This is a genomic window from Roseateles sp. P5_E4, assembly GCF_054049255.1.
The window spans coordinates 109,406-126,317 of the sequence record NZ_JBFUMS010000005.1 but is presented as its reverse complement, the minus strand read 5'-3'; the positions used below and the strand labels follow the sequence as shown (position 1 = coordinate 126,317).

The window sequence follows — 16,912 nt, the reverse complement described above, 5'->3', positions numbered from 1 at the left end:
ATCACAGGGGGCAGATCGGGGCGGGGTCTGCCGGCTCGGGCAGGGGCTTGGTATTTGCCTGGGTTTCCTTGCCACTCAGGCCGCCCCCGACCGGCCACCAGGACCTGGCTTCGTGGCTGCTGAATTGGCAGGGGCCTGCAGGCCATGGGAAGGACAGACGCCCGGTGAAGCTCGGCCAGGGCTTGCCGTCGGCCGGCGCGATGAGCACGTCGGTCAGCCCCGCGCCCTCGGTGCCCGGCTGCCAGGCGGCGATGAAGGCGTCGCTCTTGTTGGCCAGGTCGCTCACGTAAAGCGGGCGGCCGGAGTACAGCAGCGTGACTACCGGCGCCCCGCGGCCGGTCACGCGCTGCAGCACTTCCGCGTCCTTGGGATGGCGACGGCTGAAGCGAAGGTTTTCGGTGATACGCACATCGCCTTCGCCCTCGGCATAGGGCGTCTCGGCGAGCACGGCGACGACGGCATCGAAGTTCTTCGGGTCGCTCTTGCTGCCGTCAGCGTCGAAGGTGACCTGCGCGGCACCCAGGCGCTGCCGCAATGCCGCCAGCAGCGAGGTGCCTTGCGGGTAGTCGACATTCGTCGTGTCACGGCCCTGCCAGGTCACGCTCCAGCCGCCGCTCTGGTGGGCCAGACTGTCGGCCGCGGTACCGACAACGAGCACGCGGGCCGTGCCCTTGAGCGGCAGCAGGCCCGGCTTGTTCTTCAGCAGCACCAGCGACTCGCGCACCGCGCGGCGCGCCAGCTCGGGCGCCTGCATCGCCTCGACCGTGGCGGGCACGGCCGGCTGCATGCCGATGCTGAACTTCACGCGCAGGATGCGGCGCACTGCGTCGTCGATGCGGGCCATCGGGATCCTGCCCTGCTCGGCAGCCCGCAGGGTGTTGTCGAAGAAGGCCTTCCAGTGGAAGGGCACCATGACGACGTCGATGCCGGCGTTGATGGCGGCCGGGCAGTCCTCGGGCGTGCAGCCGGGCACCTGGCCGACGCCGTCCCAGTCGCTGACGATGAGGCCGTCGAAGGCCAGGCGGTCTTTCAGCACGCCGGTCATCAGCACGGCGTTGCCATGCATCTTGCCGTGCTCGACGTAGCCAGCGCTGTCGGTCCAGCTGCTGAAGGAGGTCATGACGGTCAGCACGCCGGCGTCCAGCGCACCCAGGTAGCCCGCGCCGTGCACATTGGCGAGATCGGCCGGCGAAGCCTGCGTCACGCCCTGGTCGATGCCGCGGCGCGTGCCGCCATCGCCGACGTAGTGCTTGGCAGTCGCCAGCACGCCGCGGCCCTCCTTCATGCCGTCTTGAAGGCCTTCGACGGAGGCCTGACCCAGGCGCCTCACCAGGGCCGGGTCGGCACCGAAGCTCTCGTAGGTGCGGCCCCAGCGCACGTCCTGCACAACGGCCAGCGTGGGCGCGAATGCCCAGTGCAAGCCCGAGGCGCGGATGGCCCGCGCGGTGGCGCGGCCGATGTCGCGAACGAGGTCGGCATCACGCGTCGCACCCAGCGCGATGTTGTGCGGGAAGAGGGTCGCGCCGCGCACATTGTTGTGGCCGTGCACGGCGTCGGTGCCCCAGATCAGCGGGATGCCCGGCGTCGCCTGCAGGGCCGCAGCCTTGAACTTCTCCGACAGCTCGCGCCACTGCGCTGGCGTGGCCGCGCGGTCCTGCCCCGGCCAGCCGCCGCCGCCGTTCAGGATGGTGCCGATGGCGTACTCGCGCACCTGCTCCGGCGTGATCGCGCGGATCTCGGGCTGGGTCATCTGGCCGATCTTCTGGCGCAGCGTCAAGGTCTTCAGCGCGGCTTCGACACGCGCCTCCAGCGCCGTATCGCGCGCGGGCTTGCGCGCCGGCCAGGCCTGCACGACGGCATCGGTTTCGGCCGCGCCGGCCATGGTCGCCAGGGCAAGCAGGGCAGCGAGAAGTGCGGTTGAGCGAGTCATCGTGGAGTGTCCGTTGGGAGCGCGACGGTAGTGGGTGAAGCAAAAAAACGTCAACCCCCGGGCCGACGAGATTGACAGCCCCGACTGTGGCGCATTAGATTTGCGCCGTGTTTGGAACCGGTTCCAATTTTGATGCCGACACCGCCAAGGAGCGCGGAGGCATCGCCACCCAAAAAGCCGGCCGAGCAGCGAACAAGACGAACCAGGAGACGAAAGAAATGCTCAAGCAAGCTCAGCGTGCGGCAGTGCGCACCATCGCCCCAACTTCGCCCCAGCGGCGCAATCGCCTCACGCCCATTGCCGTCTGCGTCGGCCTGCTGGGCGCATCGGCGCTGGCACTGGCCCAGACCGCGCCGGCGGGCGAGCAGAAGCTCGACACCGTGACGGTCACCGGCTTTCGCGCCAGCCTGGAATCCTCGATCAGCACCAAGCGCAATGCCGATGCCATCGTCGAGTCCGTCTCGGCCGAGGACATCGGCAAGCTGCCCGACGTGTCCATCGCCGACGCGATCTCGCGCCTGCCCGGCCTGACGGCTCAGCGCGTGGCCGGGCGCTCGTCCGTCATCAGCATCCGCGGCATGGCGCCGCGCTATGGCGTGACGCTGCTGAACGGCCGCGAGATCGTCTCCACGGGCGACAACCGCTCGGTGGAGTACGACCAGTTCCCGTCGGAGCTGATCAACGCCGCCACGGTCTACAAGACGCCGGACGCCAGCCTGTCGGCGCAAGGCCTGTCGGGCACGGTCAACATGAAGACGCTGCGCCCACTGGACTTCGCGACCTCGCGCGGTGTCGTCGGCGCTCGCGTGGAACGCAACTCCAACGGCTCGCTGAACCCCGAGATCTCCGGCACCGGCAACCGCCTGAGCGCCTCGTATGTGACGCAGTCGGCCGACCGCACCTGGGGCGCGGCCGTCGGCTTTGCGCACCTGGACTCGCCCAACCAGGAAAAGCACTACAAGAGCTGGTGGTGGGCCAACACCAACAACTGGGGCGCACCACTGCCCGGCGTGCCCACGGACGCCGTCGCGCTGCAGGGCTTCGAGCTGGGTGCCGCCTCGTCGCGCCAGAAGCGTGACGGCCTGATGGGCGTGCTCGAGTACAAGCCCAATGCCGATTTCCACAGCACGCTGGACCTCTACTACTCCAAGTTCGACCAGACCGAGGCGCGCCGCACGGTGATGTCCGACATGTCGACCTGGTCGGGTGCGACCTGGAGCAATGCGCAGACGACGGTGGTCAACGGCGACAAGATCGTCACCAGCGGCATCGTCAACAACACCACGCCGGTGGCGCTGACGACTTTCAACAAGCGCCAGGACGACATCCGCGCCATCGGCTGGAACAACGAGCTGAAGCTGGCTGACTGGAAGCTGGTGGGGGACCTGAGCTGGTCCAAGGCCAAGCGCGACGAGCAGAACGCGGAAGTGCAGGCGGGCTCGCTGAGCCGTGTCAGCCTGGGGCAGGCCAACATCGTCACCGGCGACGGTCGCTCCACCTTCGCGCCGACCTTCGACTACGGCGACGGTAAGAGCGTCTACCTGACCGACCCCGCCAACTGGGGCCGCGACGGCCGCAGCCAGTTCCCCAAGGTGCGCGACCAGATCAAGGCGCTCAAGCTGACGGCGGGCCGCAACTTCGACAGCTGGCTCAGCAACATCGAGGGTGGGCTGGACTACTCCGAGCGCGACAAGGACATGAACCGCACCGAGGTGAACTACAACCTCAAGAACGGCCGCGCGCCGATGCTGATTCCGTCCGCGCTGCTGCGCTCGCCGACAGACCTGGGCTTTGCCGGCAGCAATATCCGCATGGTCAATTTCGACCTGCCGAGCGCTCTGAGCTTGTACGACGTGGTGCCCACCTCGGCCGACCAGGCACCGGGCCGTATCTGGCAGGTGCACGAGAAGGTCACGGCCGCCCACGCCAAGCTCGGCTTCGAGTTCGACTGGGGCGTGCCCATCCACGGCAGCTTGGGCCTGCGCGTCGTGCATGCCAAGCAGTGGAGCGACGGCTTGTTCTGGAACGGCAAGACCAACGCGACCGAACCTGCCACCGGCGGCACCAGCTACACCGACACCCTGCCCAGCCTCAACATCGCCGCCGACGTGACGGCCAACACCATCGTGCGCTTCGGCCTGGCCAAGGTGCTGGCGCGGCCGAACATGGAGGACATGCGCGCCGGCTTCGCGGGCATCAGCGTCAGCACGACCGAGCCGCATCTGTGGTCGGCCAATGGCGGCAACCCCAAGCTGGAGCCCTGGCGCGCCGACGCGGTGGACCTGTCCGTGGAGCACTACTTCAGCAAGCGCAGCTATGTGGCGGCCGCGGTCTTCCACAAGAACATCAAGAACTTCGTCTACTCGCAGTCCATCGACTTCGACTTCACCGGCTTTCCCAACCCGACGGCCTTCACGCCCTACAGCAACATCGGCACGTTGACTACCCAGTCCAACGGCGGCGGCGGGATGATCGCCGGCACCGAGCTGAGTGGCTCGCTGGACGGCGGCCTGATCAGCTCGGCGCTGGACGGCATCGGCGTGAGCCTGAGCTACTCGGACACGCGCAGCTCGCTGCACGAGGGCAATGACGTCAGCAAACCTTTGGATGGTCTGTCGGGCAAGGCGACCAACTTCACCGTCTATTACGAACGCGACGGTATCTCGGCGCGCATCGGCAGCCGCCATCGCTCGCCCTTCGTGACGACGGTGCGCGGCACCTTTGGCGAGAACGTGCCGAGCATGATCTCCAGTGAAACCATCATCGACGCGCAGATCGGCTACGCGTTCGAATCGGGCCTCTTTAAAGGTCTGTCGCTGACGCTGCAGGTCAACAATCTGCGTGACGAGCCCTATCGCACCCGCGTCGGTGTCTCCACCGGTTCCGCCGATCCCAACGCCACCTTGCCCGAGCGATACACGTCCTATGGCCGCCAGTTCCTGATCGGCGGCACGTACAAGTTCTGATCGATTTCCCAGTCCCCTGAACCCGCGCCGGCCGCGCTGCCGGCGCCTCCCATTCGAAGCATGAGCTCCCACACCGCCCCGAAACGCCAAGACTTCCCCGCCGACTTCCGTTGGGGCGTGTCCACCTCATCCTTCCAGATCGAGGGCGCCGGCCGCGAGGACGGCAAGGGCGAGTCCATCTGGGACCGCTTCTGCAGCGAGCCCGGCCGCATCCGCGACGGCTCCAACGCGCTGGTGGCCTGCGATCATTACCACCTGTTCCCGCGGGACCTGGACATGGCGAAGGCTCTGGGCGTCAACGCCTACCGCTTCTCCATCGCCTGGCCGCGCATTCTTCCAAACGGAACTACAGGGCGGGGCGCCGTGAACGAAGCGGGCCTGGCCTTCTACGACCGGCTGGTGGACGGCATGCTGGAGCGCGGCCTGGACCCCTGGGCCACGCTCTACCACTGGGACCTGCCGCAGCCGCTGCAGGAGCAAGGCGGCTGGCTCTCGCGCGACACGGTCGGCGCCTTTCTCGAATACACCGACATCGTCACGCGCCGCCTGGGCGACCGTGTCAAGCACTGGATCACGCACAACGAACCCTGGTGCTCCTGCATGATGGGTTACTGGGAGGGCGTGCATGCGCCCGGCGGCAAGAGCCTGGCCGATGCGATGCAAGCCTGCCACCACGTGCTGCTGTCGCATGGCCAGGCCATCCCGCTGATTCGCAAGAACTCGGCCGGCGCCCAAGTCGGCATCACGCTCAGCCTGCACCCCATCACCGCCGCATCCGATAGCGCCGAGGACGCCGCTGCACTGAAACGCCACGATGGCCTGCGCAACCGCTGGTTCCTCGACCCGCTGTTCGGCCGCGGCTATCCCGAAGACACGCTGGCGCTGCTCGCGTCATCCGGAAATGCCGCGCCCAAGGTGGAGGCCGGCGACCTGGCGGCAATAGCCACCGCGACCGACTTCCTCGGCGTCAACTACTACTTCCCCGAGATGGTCAAGGACGATCCGGCCGGTGGCCCGATGCGTGCCAGCCTGGTGGAGCGCGAGGGCGTCGAACGCACCGGCTTCGGCTGGGAGATCTCGCCACAGGGGCTGGTTGACCTGCTGACCCGCATCCAGCGCGACTACAACCCGCCCCTCATCCAGCTGACCGAGAACGGTTCCACCTTCGAGGACGTGCTGACGCCCGACGGCCGCGTGCACGACGCCGAGCGCCTGTCCTATCTGCAGCGCCATCTGGCCGCCGTACGGCAGGCCATGGACGCCGGCGTGCCGGTCAAGGGCTACTTCGCCTGGAGCCTGCTGGACAACTTCGAATGGGCCGAGGGCTATCTGCGCCGCTTCGGCATCGCCTATGTCGACTACGCCACCCAGAAGCGCACACTGAAGGACAGCGGCCTCTGGTACGGCCGGTTTCTGAACGAATGATTAACGGCATGGCGCCCTTTATTTAAAGGGTACAGGCGGTTTCTAAATGAAATATTACAGGGTCCTCCCTCAGGCGCGTTCAGCCGCGCCAGGGCAAACTGCGCACGCTGCCCCACAAGATCCGGAGACAAGATGAAGTTCCCCCGCCATGCCCTGGCCGCTGTTGCGCTGCTCGTTGCAACCGCTTCCAACGCCGCCGAACCCCTCAAGGCCGAAGTCATCCACTGGTGGACCTCGGGGGGCGAGTCCGCCGCCGCCAAGACCCTGGCCGAGGCCTACAAGGCCCAGGGCGGCATCTGGGTCGACACGGCTGTCGCCCTGGGCGAGCAGGCTCGCTCGGTCGCCATCAACCGCATTGCCGGCGGCAACCCGCCCACGGCCGCCCAGTTCAACACCACCCAGCAGTTCCGCGACATCGTCGACCAGGGCCTGCTGAACAACGTCGACGCGGTGGCCCAGCGCGACGGCTGGGACAAGTTCCTGCCCGAGACCGTGCTGAGCGCCATCCGCGTCAACGGCCACTACTACGCCGCGCCGGTCAACATCCACAACATGACCTGGTTCTGGTTCTCCAAGGCCGCCTTCAAGAAGGCCGGCATCGCGGAAGAGCCCAAGAACTTCGATGAGCTGTTTGGGGCGCTGGACAAGCTCAAGGCCGCCGGCCTTGTGCCGCTGGCCCATGGCGGCCAGCCCTGGCAGGACGGCATTGTTTTCACGGCGACGCTGGCCCACTACGGCGGCCGTGATCTCTACCTGAAGATCTTTCGCGACCGCGACCCCAAGGCCATCCTGGGCGAGGACTTCAAGAAGGTGCTGCTGGCCTTCAAGCGCCTGCAGAGCTACACCGACAAGGGCTCGCCGGGCCGCAACTGGAACGATGCCACCGCCATGCTGATCAGCGGCCGCGGCGGCGTGCAGATCATGGGTGACTGGGCCAAGGGCGAGTTCGCCCAGGCCAAGCAGGAGGCCGGCAAGGACTACGGCTGCGCGCCGGGCTTCGGCCCCAAGGCGCCCTACATCATCCAGGGCGACGTGATGGTCTTCCCCAAGACCGACAAGCCCGACCAGGTCAAGGCCCAGCAGCTGCTGGCCAGCGTCATCACCCAGCCCGCCACGCAAGTCGCCTTCAGCATGAAGAAGGGCTCCATCCCCATCCGCACCGACGTCGACGTCAGCCAGATGGACATGTGCGCCCAGATGGGCGTGGCCGCGATGAAGGACAAGTCGCGCCAGCTCGGCAACGGCGAGATCTACATCACGCCCGACCAGAACGGCGCCCTGCAGGACGTGCTGACGAGCTACTGGAACCGCAACATTCCGGTCGAGAAGGTCCAGAAGGACATCGTCAACGCGCTGAAGTCCTGACGATGAAACGCCGTTCCCTCGCGGCCTGGGGCGCGCTGCTGCCCCTGGCCGTCATCGTTCTCGTCGGCTATGTCGGCACGGTGCTGTGGACGCTGCGCACCTCCGTGTCCAGCTCGCGCACCTTCCCCAAGGACGACTTCGTCGGACTGCAGCAGTTTGAACGCCTGCTCGACAACGATCGCTGGCAGCTCGCCATCCACAACCTCGCCGTCTACGGCGTGCTCTACATCGTCGCGGCCATGCTGCTGGGCTTTCTGCTGGCCGTCTTCATCGACCAGAAGGTGCGCGGCGAGGGCGTGCTGCGCACCGCCTTCCTGTACCCGTATGCGATGTCCTTCGTCGCGACCGGCCTGGTCTGGCAATGGGTGCTCAACCCCGACAGCGGCCTGCAGAACGCGATGCAGCAGATGGGCTGGAAGGATTTCAGCTTCGACTGGATCGTTGACCAGGACATGGTCATCTACACCGTCGTCATCGCCGGCACCTGGCAGGGTGCGGGGCTGGTGATGGCGTTGATGCTCGCCGGCCTGCGCGGCATCGACGAGGAGATCTGGAAGGCGGCGCGGCTGGACGGCATTCCGACCTGGCGCGTGTATCTGTCCGTCGTGTTGCCCATGATGGGCCCGACGCTGGCGACCGTCTTCACGCTGCTGGCCACCGGCGTCGTCAAGGTCTTCGACACGGTCGTCGCCATGACCCAGGGCGGCCCCGGCACGGCCAGCGATGTGCCGGCCAAGTTCATCATGGACCACCTGTTCGGCCGCGCCAACCTGGCACTGGCTTCGGCGGGTGCCGTGGTGCTGCTGCTCACGGTCCTCGCCTTGGTCGCGCCGCTCGCCTACGCGCGCAGCCGGCAGGCAGCGAAGGGAGGCCACTGATGAGCAAGCGCAAAGCAACGGCGCTGTGGGCCCGCATCGGCGTCTACGCCTTCCTGCTCTTCGCCGCGGCCTTCTTCCTGCTGCCGCTGTACGTGATGCTGACGACCTCGTTCAAAAGCATGGAGGAGATCCGCCTCGGCCAGATCTTCGCGCTGCCGTCGGCGCCCTCGCTGGGCGCCTGGCGTGCCGCCTGGAGCGAAGCCTGCACGGGCGTCAGCTGCGAAGGCATTCGCGGCGGCTTCTGGAGCTCGGTGGCCATCACGGTGCCGTCGGTCATCCTGCCCATTCTGCTTGGGGCCATCAACGGCTATGCGCTCTCCTGGTGGAAGCCCAAGGGCGGCCAGTGGCTGTTCGGCGTGCTGATGATGGGCGCCTTCATCCCCATCCAGGTGATGATCTATCCGCTCGTCAAGCTCGAGGCAGCCATCGGCATCTACAGCAGCCTGCCCGGCATCGTCGCCGTGCACCTGGTGTTCGCCATGCCCATCATGACGCTGCTGTTCCGCAACTACTACGCCAGCCTGCCGACCGAGCTGTTCAAGGCGGCGCGCGTGGACGGCGGCGGCTTCTGGCGCATCTTCGTGCAGCTGGTGCTGCCGATGTCCACGCCGATGCTGATCGTCGCGGCCATCATGCAGATCACCGGCGTGTGGAACGACTACATCCTCGGCCTGACCTTCGCCGGCCGCGAGAACCAGCCGATGACGGTGCAGCTCAACAACGTCATCAACACGACGACCGGTGAGCGTCTCTACAACCTCAACATGGCCGCGACGATCCTGACGTCCGCCGTGCCCCTGTTGGTCTATCTGATTTCCGGCCGCTGGTTCGTGCGCGGCATTGCAGCGGGCGCAGTCAAATGAGTGGCGTGAACATCCAAGGTCTGAGCATCAAGTTCGGCCACAACGAGGTCATCAAGAACCTGGACCTCCAGGTCGTCGAGGGCGAATTCCTCGTGCTGCTCGGCCCTTCGGGCTGCGGCAAGTCGACGCTGCTGCACAGCATCGCCGGCCTCATCGACGTGAGCGCAGGCAGCATCCACATCGGCGGCCAGGACATGACCGACGCTGAGCCCTCCGAGCGCGGCATCGGCATGGTCTTCCAGAGCTATGCGCTGTACCCGACGATGACGGTGGAGCGCAACATGTCCTTCGGCCCGCGCGTGGCCGGTATCCCCAAGGCCGAGATCGAGCGCCGCGTGAAGCGCGCGGCCGACATGCTGCAGCTGACGCCGCTTCTTAGCCGCAAGCCGGCTCAGCTGTCCGGCGGCCAGCGCCAGCGCGTCGCCATCGGCCGGGCGCTGGTGCGCGAGGCCGGCGTCTTCCTGTTCGACGAGCCGCTGTCCAACCTCGACGCCAAGCTGCGCGCCGAGCTGCGCCGCGAATTGAAGCTGCTGCACCAGACGTTGGGCAACACGATGATCTATGTGACCCACGACCAGGTCGAGGCCATGACGCTGGCCTCGCGCATCGTCGTCATGAAGAGCGGCGTCATCCAGCAGATCGGTACGCCCAGCGAAGTCTACGAGCGCCCGGCCAATCTCTTCGTCGCCGGCTTCCTCGGCGCGCCCGCCATCAACATGGTGCCGGCCCAGGTCGGTGCCGACGGCCGCTCGCTTGAAGGCGCACTGCCTCTGCGGCTGGCCGAGGGGCGTGCGAAGGCCGGCCAGAGCCTCGTGCTCGGCGTGCGGCCCGAGCACGTGCGCCTGCAGTCGGATGGCCGCTGGCGCGCGACCGTGCAATTGGTCGAGCCCATGGGCAACCACCAGGTCGTCTGGATGAAGCTGGGCGAGCAGGGCTTCTCGGTCCTGGTGCACGACGGCCGCCGCATCTTGGCCGGCGACGAGCTGGCCTTCGACATCGACGAGTCGGCGCTCAGCGTCTTCGACGCCGCCAGTGAACAACGCCTGAGCTGAAACCGCCATGAAGATCCTTCTGCTCGCCCTGACAGCCGCGCTCGCCAGCGTCGCTAACGCTGAAACTGTGCGGGCTTTTCTGACGACCGCCGACCAGCAGCAGTTGCTGGCGCCAAGCGAAGTGAGCAAGTCCGCCAACAAGGCCGATGCCGTGATCCGCATCGATCCGAAGCGCCAGCACCAGCGCATCGCCGGCTTCGGAGCGGCCATCACCGAGGGCTCGGCCTGGCTGATCCGCCACGGCATGAGCGAGCCCCAGCGCGACGCGCTGATGCGCGAGCTGTTCACGCGCGAGGGGAATGACGGTAAGGGCCTGGGCTTCGAGTTGACTCGGCTCACGATCGGCGCATCGGACTTCTCGCGCCGCCACTACAGCCTCGACGACATGCCGCCGGGCCAGACCGACCCCGAGCGGAAGAACTTCTCTCTCAACACCGAACGCGCCGACGTCATCCCCGCCGTCAAGCGGGCCCTGGCGCTCAACCCCAAACTGCAGGTGATGGCCTCGCCATGGAGCGCGCCGGGCTGGATGAAGACGACCGACAGCCTCGTGCAGGGGCAGCTCAAGCCCGAGTTCTACGGCGCCTTTGCCCGCTACATGGTGCGCTACGTCGAGAGCATGCGCGCCGAGGGCGTGCCCATCTTTGCGCTGACGCTGCAGAACGAGCCGCACTTCGAGCCGCCCGACTACCCCGGCATGCGCATGACGCCGGCCACGCGCGCGACCGTCGTCGGCCAGCACCTCGGCCCGTTGCTCAAAGCCCAAGGCCTGAAGACGCAGATCCTGGAGTGGGATCACAACTGGGACGAGCCGTGGAGCCCGCTGTCCATGCTGTCCGATGCCACGGCGCGCCAATATGTGTCGGGCGTGGCCTGGCATTGCTATGCGGGGGACGTGTCCGCGCAGTCGCAGGTGGCCCAGCACTTCCCGGAGCTGGACGTCTGGTTCACCGAGTGTTCCGGCGGCGAATGGAAGCCGCAGTGGGCCGAGACACTGCCCTGGATCACGCGCAACCTCATCATCGGCAGCACCCGCCACGGCGCGCGTGGCGTGCTGATGTGGAACCTGGCGCTGGACCCGCAATACGGCCCGCACCTGGGCGGTTGCAAGGACTGCCGTGGCGTCGTCACCATCGACCCCAAGAGCGGCAAGGTCACGCGCAACATCGAGTACTACGCCTTCGGCCACGCCAGCCGTTTCGTGCAGCAGGGCGCACGGCGCATCGACTCGGAAGGCGGCGAGGGCAAGAAGACGGGCCTGGACCACGTCGCGTTCACGAACCCGGATGGCAGCACGGCGCTGATCGTCAGCAACTCCGCCGGCGCGCCCCGCCGCTTCACGGTGCAGGCGCCGGGCCAGCGCTTCAGCTACGAGCTGCCGGCCAGCGGCGTCGTGACCTTCACCTGGTGACCGTTGGGCGCTGGCCGCGCGTGACATCCGTCCTGAGTTCTAACGACTCGGCGCGTGACTGATGTCACGTGGCGCGGCCCATCCTGGCTAGGATGGGCCGATGACGGGATCCCTGCTGATCAGCACCAGCTTGATCGCCCTGCTTGGCGTGGCGCTGCTGGTGCTGGCGCGGCTGGAGCCTGGTCATCCCCACATCAGCGACTGGGGCTGGAGCCATGTCCTGCTCGCCGTGGGCCTCACGCTGGGCATCGCCCTCGTGCCGCCGGACCCGGAGTCCGTGCACTACAAGCTCCAGGCCACCGTGGCGACGGCGGCCGTCATCGCCTCGCTGGCTCTGCAACTGGCTGGCGCGGCGCGCTACCGCGGCCGGCTCTGGCGCTGGCGGCGCAACGCGCCGCTGTTCGCGTCCCTGCTCGGCTTCATCCTGGCGCTGGCGCTGGTGCAGCAGCGCCATGCCGTCGTTGCCGCTGCCCTGATCCTGACCGCCGGCGCCTGGCTGGCCGCCGCCTGGCTGTGGCGGGATGGGGCGACCGGCGAGCGCTTCGTCGCCGGCTGCTTTGCGGCCTCCGGCCTGGTGCACCTCAGCGGCCCGCTGCTGGACCCGCTGGCCCGCTCTCCCATCACCCACATCCTCGGTACCTATGTGCAGGCCGTGCTGGCCATGGCGCTGATCCTGCTGTCGGTGCGCCGCGCCCATCACGAGACGCAGCGAGTCAATTCGCAGCTGCGCCAGCTCTACGAGCAGTCCATGCAGGGTCTGCTTGTCGTGCGCGAGTCGCGGGCCGTCTATGCCAACCCGGCGGCGCTGGCCATGTTCGGTTTCGACCGCGTGGAGGACATCGGCCCCATCGGCCCGCTGATCGCCACTTCCGACATCGAGGCCGCGCGCGCCCGCTACCAACGCCTGCTGCAGGAGCGCAGCGGCCAGATCGCCTGGGAGGGCGAGCGCTACCGCAGCGATGGCCAGGCCGTCTATCTGCGTGGCAGCTCCAGCTATATCGAATGGGAGGGTGGGCCGGCCCTGCTGGTGCTGATGCTGGACGACACCGCGCGCCAGCGCGCCATCGAGGCGCTGCGCCGCCAGGCCCTGCATGACGAGCTGACCGACCTGCCCAACCGCCACGCCGCCCTGGCCCGCCTGGCCGAGCTGACGGTGCCCGGCAGCCCGGGATTCGCGCTGCTGTCGGCCGACCTGGACCGCTTCCAGCTCGTCAACGAAAGCCTGGGCCACGAGACCGGCGACGCGCTGCTGCAGGCCATCGCGACACGCCTGCGCGAGGCCCTGCCGCCCGAGGCCCTGCTGGCACGACTGGGCGAAGACCAGTTCCTGCTGCTGCAGCCCGGCGTCGATGACGACGCGGGCGCCCTGCTGGTTGGCCAGCGCCTGCTGGCGCTGATGAACGCGCCCTTTGCCGTTGCCCACCGGGCCTTGTATGTGCACCTGTCGGTCGGCATCGCGCTTTTTCCCGCCCATGGCCGGGACGGCGCGGCCCTGCTGCGTGCGGCCGATGTGGCCATGCACCAGGCCAAGCAGCAGGCCGGCGCGGCCGTCGTTGCCTTTCGGCCCGGCATGTCGGCAGCGGCGGGCGGCCTGCTGGAGATCGAACAGGCCCTGGCCGCGGCCATCGAGCGCGAGGAGTTCCAGCTCGACTACCAGCCGAAGTTCGAGGCCGGCACGCGCCGCCTGGCGGGCTTCGAGGCCCTGGTGCGCTGGCAGCGCCCCGGGCGCGGCCGCGTCAGCCCGGCGGACTTCATTCCCGCCGCCGAGCGCACCGGCCAGATCGTGCCGCTCGGCGCGCTGATCCTGCGCCAGGCGGCCCAGCAACTGCGTGCCTGGCAGCAGCAGGGCCTGGCCGTGATGCCGGTGGCCGTGAATGTGTCGCCGCTGCAGTTCGAGGACACCGGCTTTGCCGATTGGGTGCTGGACCTGGTGCGCGCGCATGGCTTGGCGCCGACGCTGATCGAGGTCGAGATCACCGAGACCGCCGCGATGACGCACATGGACCGTGTGCTGCCCCAGCTTGCCCGGCTGCGCGACGCCGGCGTGGGCGTGGCGTTCGACGACTTCGGCACCGGTCAGAGCTCGCTGACCCTGCTGCGCCGCCTGCCCATCACCACACTCAAGCTTGATCGCAGCATGATCGACCCACTGCCCGAGCCGTCCGCCGGCGCCGTCGTGCGCGCGGCCTGCGTGCTGGCCCAGGCGCTGGGCCTGGCCATCGTGGCGGAAGGCGTCGAGACCGAGGCGCAGGCCGCCGAGGTCGAGGCCTTGGGCTGCACACATCTGCAGGGCTGGCTGTTGGCCAAGCCCCTGGCGCCCGCTGCAGCTGCGGCGCTTCTCAGCTCGCCATCAGCTCACCCATCCGGACCGAGCCTCCCGGTTGCCACGCCGGGTTGAACTGCAGGCCGCTGTTCTCGAACAGCATGACGACCGTGGAGCCGAGCAGGAAACGGCCCATCTCGTCGCCCTGGGCCAGCGTCGCTTGTCCAGGTGTGTAGTCCCACTCGCGTACCGGGCCGGCGCGGTTGATGACGCCATGCCAGACCGTGGCCATGCTGCCGACGATGGTGGCGCCGACCAGCACCAGCACCCAGCGACCCAAGGTGTCGTCATCGAACACGCAGACGACGCGCTCGTTGCGCGCAAACAGCCCCGGCACGCCGCGCGCCGTCGTCGGGTTCACCGAGAACAGCTCGCCCGGCACATGCACCATGCGCACCAGCCGCCCGGCGGCCGGCATGTGGATGCGGTGGTAGTCCTTGGGGCTGAGGTAGAGGTTGGCGAACAGGCCGTCCTTGAACCGCGCCGCGAGCTGCGCGTCGCCGCCGACCAGGGCCGTCGTCGTGAAGGCCTGTCCCTTGGCCTGGAAGATCTGGTCGCCCTGGATGCGGCCCACCTGGCTGATCGAGCCGTCCACCGGGCAGATCAGTGAAGCATCGGCCAGCGGCCGGGCACCGGGTTTCAGCGCCCGGGTGAAGAAGTCGTTGAAGGTCTTGTAGGCCGTGATGTCGGGCTCGGCCGCCTCGGCCATGTTGACGCCGTAGCGCCCGACAAAGCGGCGGATGACCGAGGTCGTCACGCCACCCAGCGGCTTGGACGCGTAATGCCCGGCCAGGCGCGTCATCGCCTGCTTGGGCATCAGGTATTGGGGCAGGACTTTGAGGCGGTCGGACATGAGCGGGCTTGAGCGGGCTTGAGCGGGCAGGCCTTGGATTCTAGGAAGCCCCCGGCTGAGGGAAAGTCTGGGGCCCCGGGCGGCTTGCGGCATGGTGACTTTGCGACATCATCCGCGCCGGCGCGACGCCATCGCATGGCGGACGCAGACCTCGAACAGATTCAGGGAGATTTCATGCGCAAATGGATGATGGGATTGGCCGCCGCATGGCTGGTCGTTTTGACGGGCTGCGCGTCCAAGCCGCAAAACCCGGTGCCGCTCAACAAGGCCGCCATCGGTGGCGGTTCGGGCAAGGTGGGCGTCGTGATGACGGCACTGCCCAAGGTGGACACCGAGTTTCCGGGCGCCGGTTGCCTGCTTTGCCTGGGCGTGGCGAACGCTGCCCACAGCACGCTGACAGGCTATGTCCGCACCCTGCCGCTGGAAGACCTGGCCACGCTGAAGGACCAGGCCGCGTCCTTCATCGTCAAGAGCGGCGGCAGCGCGACGGCCCTGGCCACCGATCTGAAGCTCGATGACCTGCCCAAGTTCAGTGGTGACGCCGTGAACTTCGCGCGCCAGGACTTCCGCGGCCTGCGCGACAAGCACGGTGTCGATCGCCTGCTGGTCATCCAGATCAACGCCCTGGGCGTGTGGCGCAACTATTCGGCCTATGTGCCGACGGCCGAGCCCAAGGCCGTCTTCAAGGGCGTGGCCTACATGGTGGATCTGCGCACCAACGCGCTGGATTGGTACAAGCCCATCGACATCAACAAGGCCGCTGCGGCAACTGCCTGGGACCAGCCGCCCAAGTTCCCGGGCCTGACCAATGCCTATTTCGAGGCCCTGGAGCTTGGCAAGGATGCCGTCCTCAAGCCGCTGCAATGAGGGTGGCCGGCATCTGCGCCGGGCACTGATCCTCGCGGCGATGCTGCTGCCCTGCGGGGTGGGGGCGCAGGCGCGCGGTGACAGCTGGGCGCTGGGCTGGGACAGCCTGGCGCGGCCCGGCGTCGAATTCCGTGGTGTGCTGGACCGGGATGGCGCCGGCGTCAACACGGGGCAGATGATGTACCCGGCGCCGAACGCCGCCGGCCTGCTCGTGGCCATACTGACCCATGCCGCCGTCAACGAGGGCGTGCAACGGGCGCAGGCCAACAAGCTGCAGCAGCGGGCCGACTTGGTGGTGGCGCCTTATCAGGGCATCGTGGCCCTGATGACGCCGGAGGGCCTGATGACGCAGGCGCGCGGCTTCCTGTCCGGCGCCGCCACGCCCATGGCCGAGGCGCGCTGGCGGCTCGAGCTGGTGCCGGCGTTCTGGATGACGCAGGACAGCCGTGCACTGATCGTGCAGGCGGAAGCCGGCTGGCGCGACGCATCGGTGCCGAACCCGCAGCGCCGTGCAGCGGTCACCGTCGTGTCCGACCCCTTGCTGGAGGAAAACGCGGTGGAGGCCTGGTCCAGCAAGGAAGGCGAACTGCTGGTCCGGCGCACGGCCCAGCTGCTGGCGATGGCGGCAGAGGCGCTGGCCGGCGATCTGCCGCCCAATGCGGCGGATGAAGGGCGCCACCGCACGGTTCGCTACCTCGAAGGTCGTCGGGAGCGCATGGAGCGCGCCCAGGTGCTGCAGCAGCGCTGCGGGCGGGCCCTGCTCAGGACGCTGACCGGCGAATTGAAGTCGGTGCCGCTGTCCAACCCACCGGAAGCTGAGGCGGGCTGCCCCGCCGCAGTCCCAGCGCCGCCACGAGCGGCGCCGGTCGCCAGCGAAGCGGCCTCGGCGCCCGGCTGAACGGGCCGTCCAGCGGGCAGGGCTTGCCAGCGCCATCCTAGGGTGAGCGCCAGAGTACGGGACGCTGGCAGCGTCGACCCG

At 68.0% G+C, this 16,912-nt stretch carries 12 protein-coding genes; 10 read left to right on the top strand and 2 right to left on the bottom strand.

Going from position 1 to position 16,912, the window contains the following annotated elements:
• Window position 1: 1 nt before the first annotated feature.
• The gene (locus ACXJLH_RS11690) at window positions 2-1,930 is read right to left on the bottom strand and encodes a glycoside hydrolase family 3 protein (RefSeq protein WP_457444208.1); all 1,929 of its coding nucleotides are present in this window, start codon (window positions 1,928-1,930) and stop codon (window positions 2-4) included.
• Between the two features lie 218 nt (window positions 1,931-2,148).
• Here ACXJLH_RS11690 and ACXJLH_RS11685 point away from each other — a divergent pair, with 218 nt between their 5' ends.
• The 8 genes from ACXJLH_RS11685 (at window position 2,149) to ACXJLH_RS11650 (ending at window position 14,288) form a co-directional block, all read left to right on the top strand.
• A complete protein-coding gene (locus ACXJLH_RS11685; protein WP_457444206.1) occupies window positions 2,149-4,896 on the top strand; it encodes a TonB-dependent receptor in 2,748 nt (915 codons plus the stop codon).
• Window positions 4,897-4,956: 60 nt separating this feature from the next.
• Entirely contained in the window at window positions 4,957-6,321 is a 1,365-nt protein-coding gene (locus ACXJLH_RS11680) for a GH1 family beta-glucosidase (protein WP_457444204.1), read from the top strand.
• A 132-nt stretch (window positions 6,322-6,453) separates the two neighbouring features.
• Complete coding sequence (locus ACXJLH_RS11675; RefSeq protein ID WP_457444202.1) at window positions 6,454-7,686, top strand: ABC transporter substrate-binding protein; 1,233 nt, start codon at window positions 6,454-6,456, stop codon at window positions 7,684-7,686.
• A gap of 2 nt (window positions 7,687-7,688) precedes the next feature.
• On the top strand, window positions 7,689-8,564 hold the full coding sequence (locus ACXJLH_RS11670) for a carbohydrate ABC transporter permease (protein ID WP_457444200.1): 876 nt from the start codon (window positions 7,689-7,691) through the stop codon (window positions 8,562-8,564).
• Window positions 8,564-9,427 carry a carbohydrate ABC transporter permease gene (locus ACXJLH_RS11665; RefSeq protein WP_457444198.1) on the top strand — a complete coding sequence of 288 codons (864 nt, stop codon included), beginning with the start codon at window positions 8,564-8,566 and terminating at the stop codon, window positions 9,425-9,427. The genes ACXJLH_RS11670 and ACXJLH_RS11665 overlap by 1 nt, the downstream gene beginning before the upstream one ends.
• On the top strand, window positions 9,424-10,479 hold the full coding sequence (locus ACXJLH_RS11660) for an ABC transporter ATP-binding protein (RefSeq protein WP_457444196.1): 1,056 nt from the start codon (window positions 9,424-9,426) through the stop codon (window positions 10,477-10,479). The genes ACXJLH_RS11665 and ACXJLH_RS11660 overlap by 4 nt, the downstream gene beginning before the upstream one ends.
• 7 nt (window positions 10,480-10,486) lie before the next feature.
• On the top strand, window positions 10,487-11,890 hold the full coding sequence (locus tag ACXJLH_RS11655) for a glycoside hydrolase family 30 protein (RefSeq protein ID WP_457444194.1): 1,404 nt from the start codon (window positions 10,487-10,489) through the stop codon (window positions 11,888-11,890).
• A gap of 100 nt (window positions 11,891-11,990) precedes the next feature.
• Window positions 11,991-14,288 (top strand): putative bifunctional diguanylate cyclase/phosphodiesterase, encoded by a 2,298-nt coding sequence (locus ACXJLH_RS11650; RefSeq protein ID WP_457444192.1) that lies wholly within the window; start codon window positions 11,991-11,993, stop codon window positions 14,286-14,288.
• On the opposite strand, the gene asd is transcribed toward ACXJLH_RS11650, so the two are convergent.
• Window positions 14,230-15,066, bottom strand: coding sequence for an archaetidylserine decarboxylase (gene asd / locus ACXJLH_RS11645; protein WP_457352270.1), 837 nt, complete (start codon window positions 15,064-15,066; stop codon window positions 14,230-14,232). The genes ACXJLH_RS11650 and asd overlap by 59 nt on opposite strands.
• A gap of 174 nt (window positions 15,067-15,240) precedes the next feature.
• Between asd and ACXJLH_RS11640 the strand changes: the two genes are divergently transcribed.
• Window positions 15,241-15,933, top strand: coding sequence for a hypothetical protein (locus ACXJLH_RS11640; RefSeq protein ID WP_457444191.1), 693 nt, complete (start codon window positions 15,241-15,243; stop codon window positions 15,931-15,933).
• Window positions 15,908-16,831 (top strand): hypothetical protein, encoded by a 924-nt coding sequence (locus tag ACXJLH_RS11635; RefSeq protein WP_457389840.1) that lies wholly within the window; start codon window positions 15,908-15,910, stop codon window positions 16,829-16,831. Before ACXJLH_RS11640 ends, ACXJLH_RS11635 begins: the two co-directional genes overlap by 26 nt.
• Window positions 16,832-16,912 lie beyond the last annotated feature (81 nt).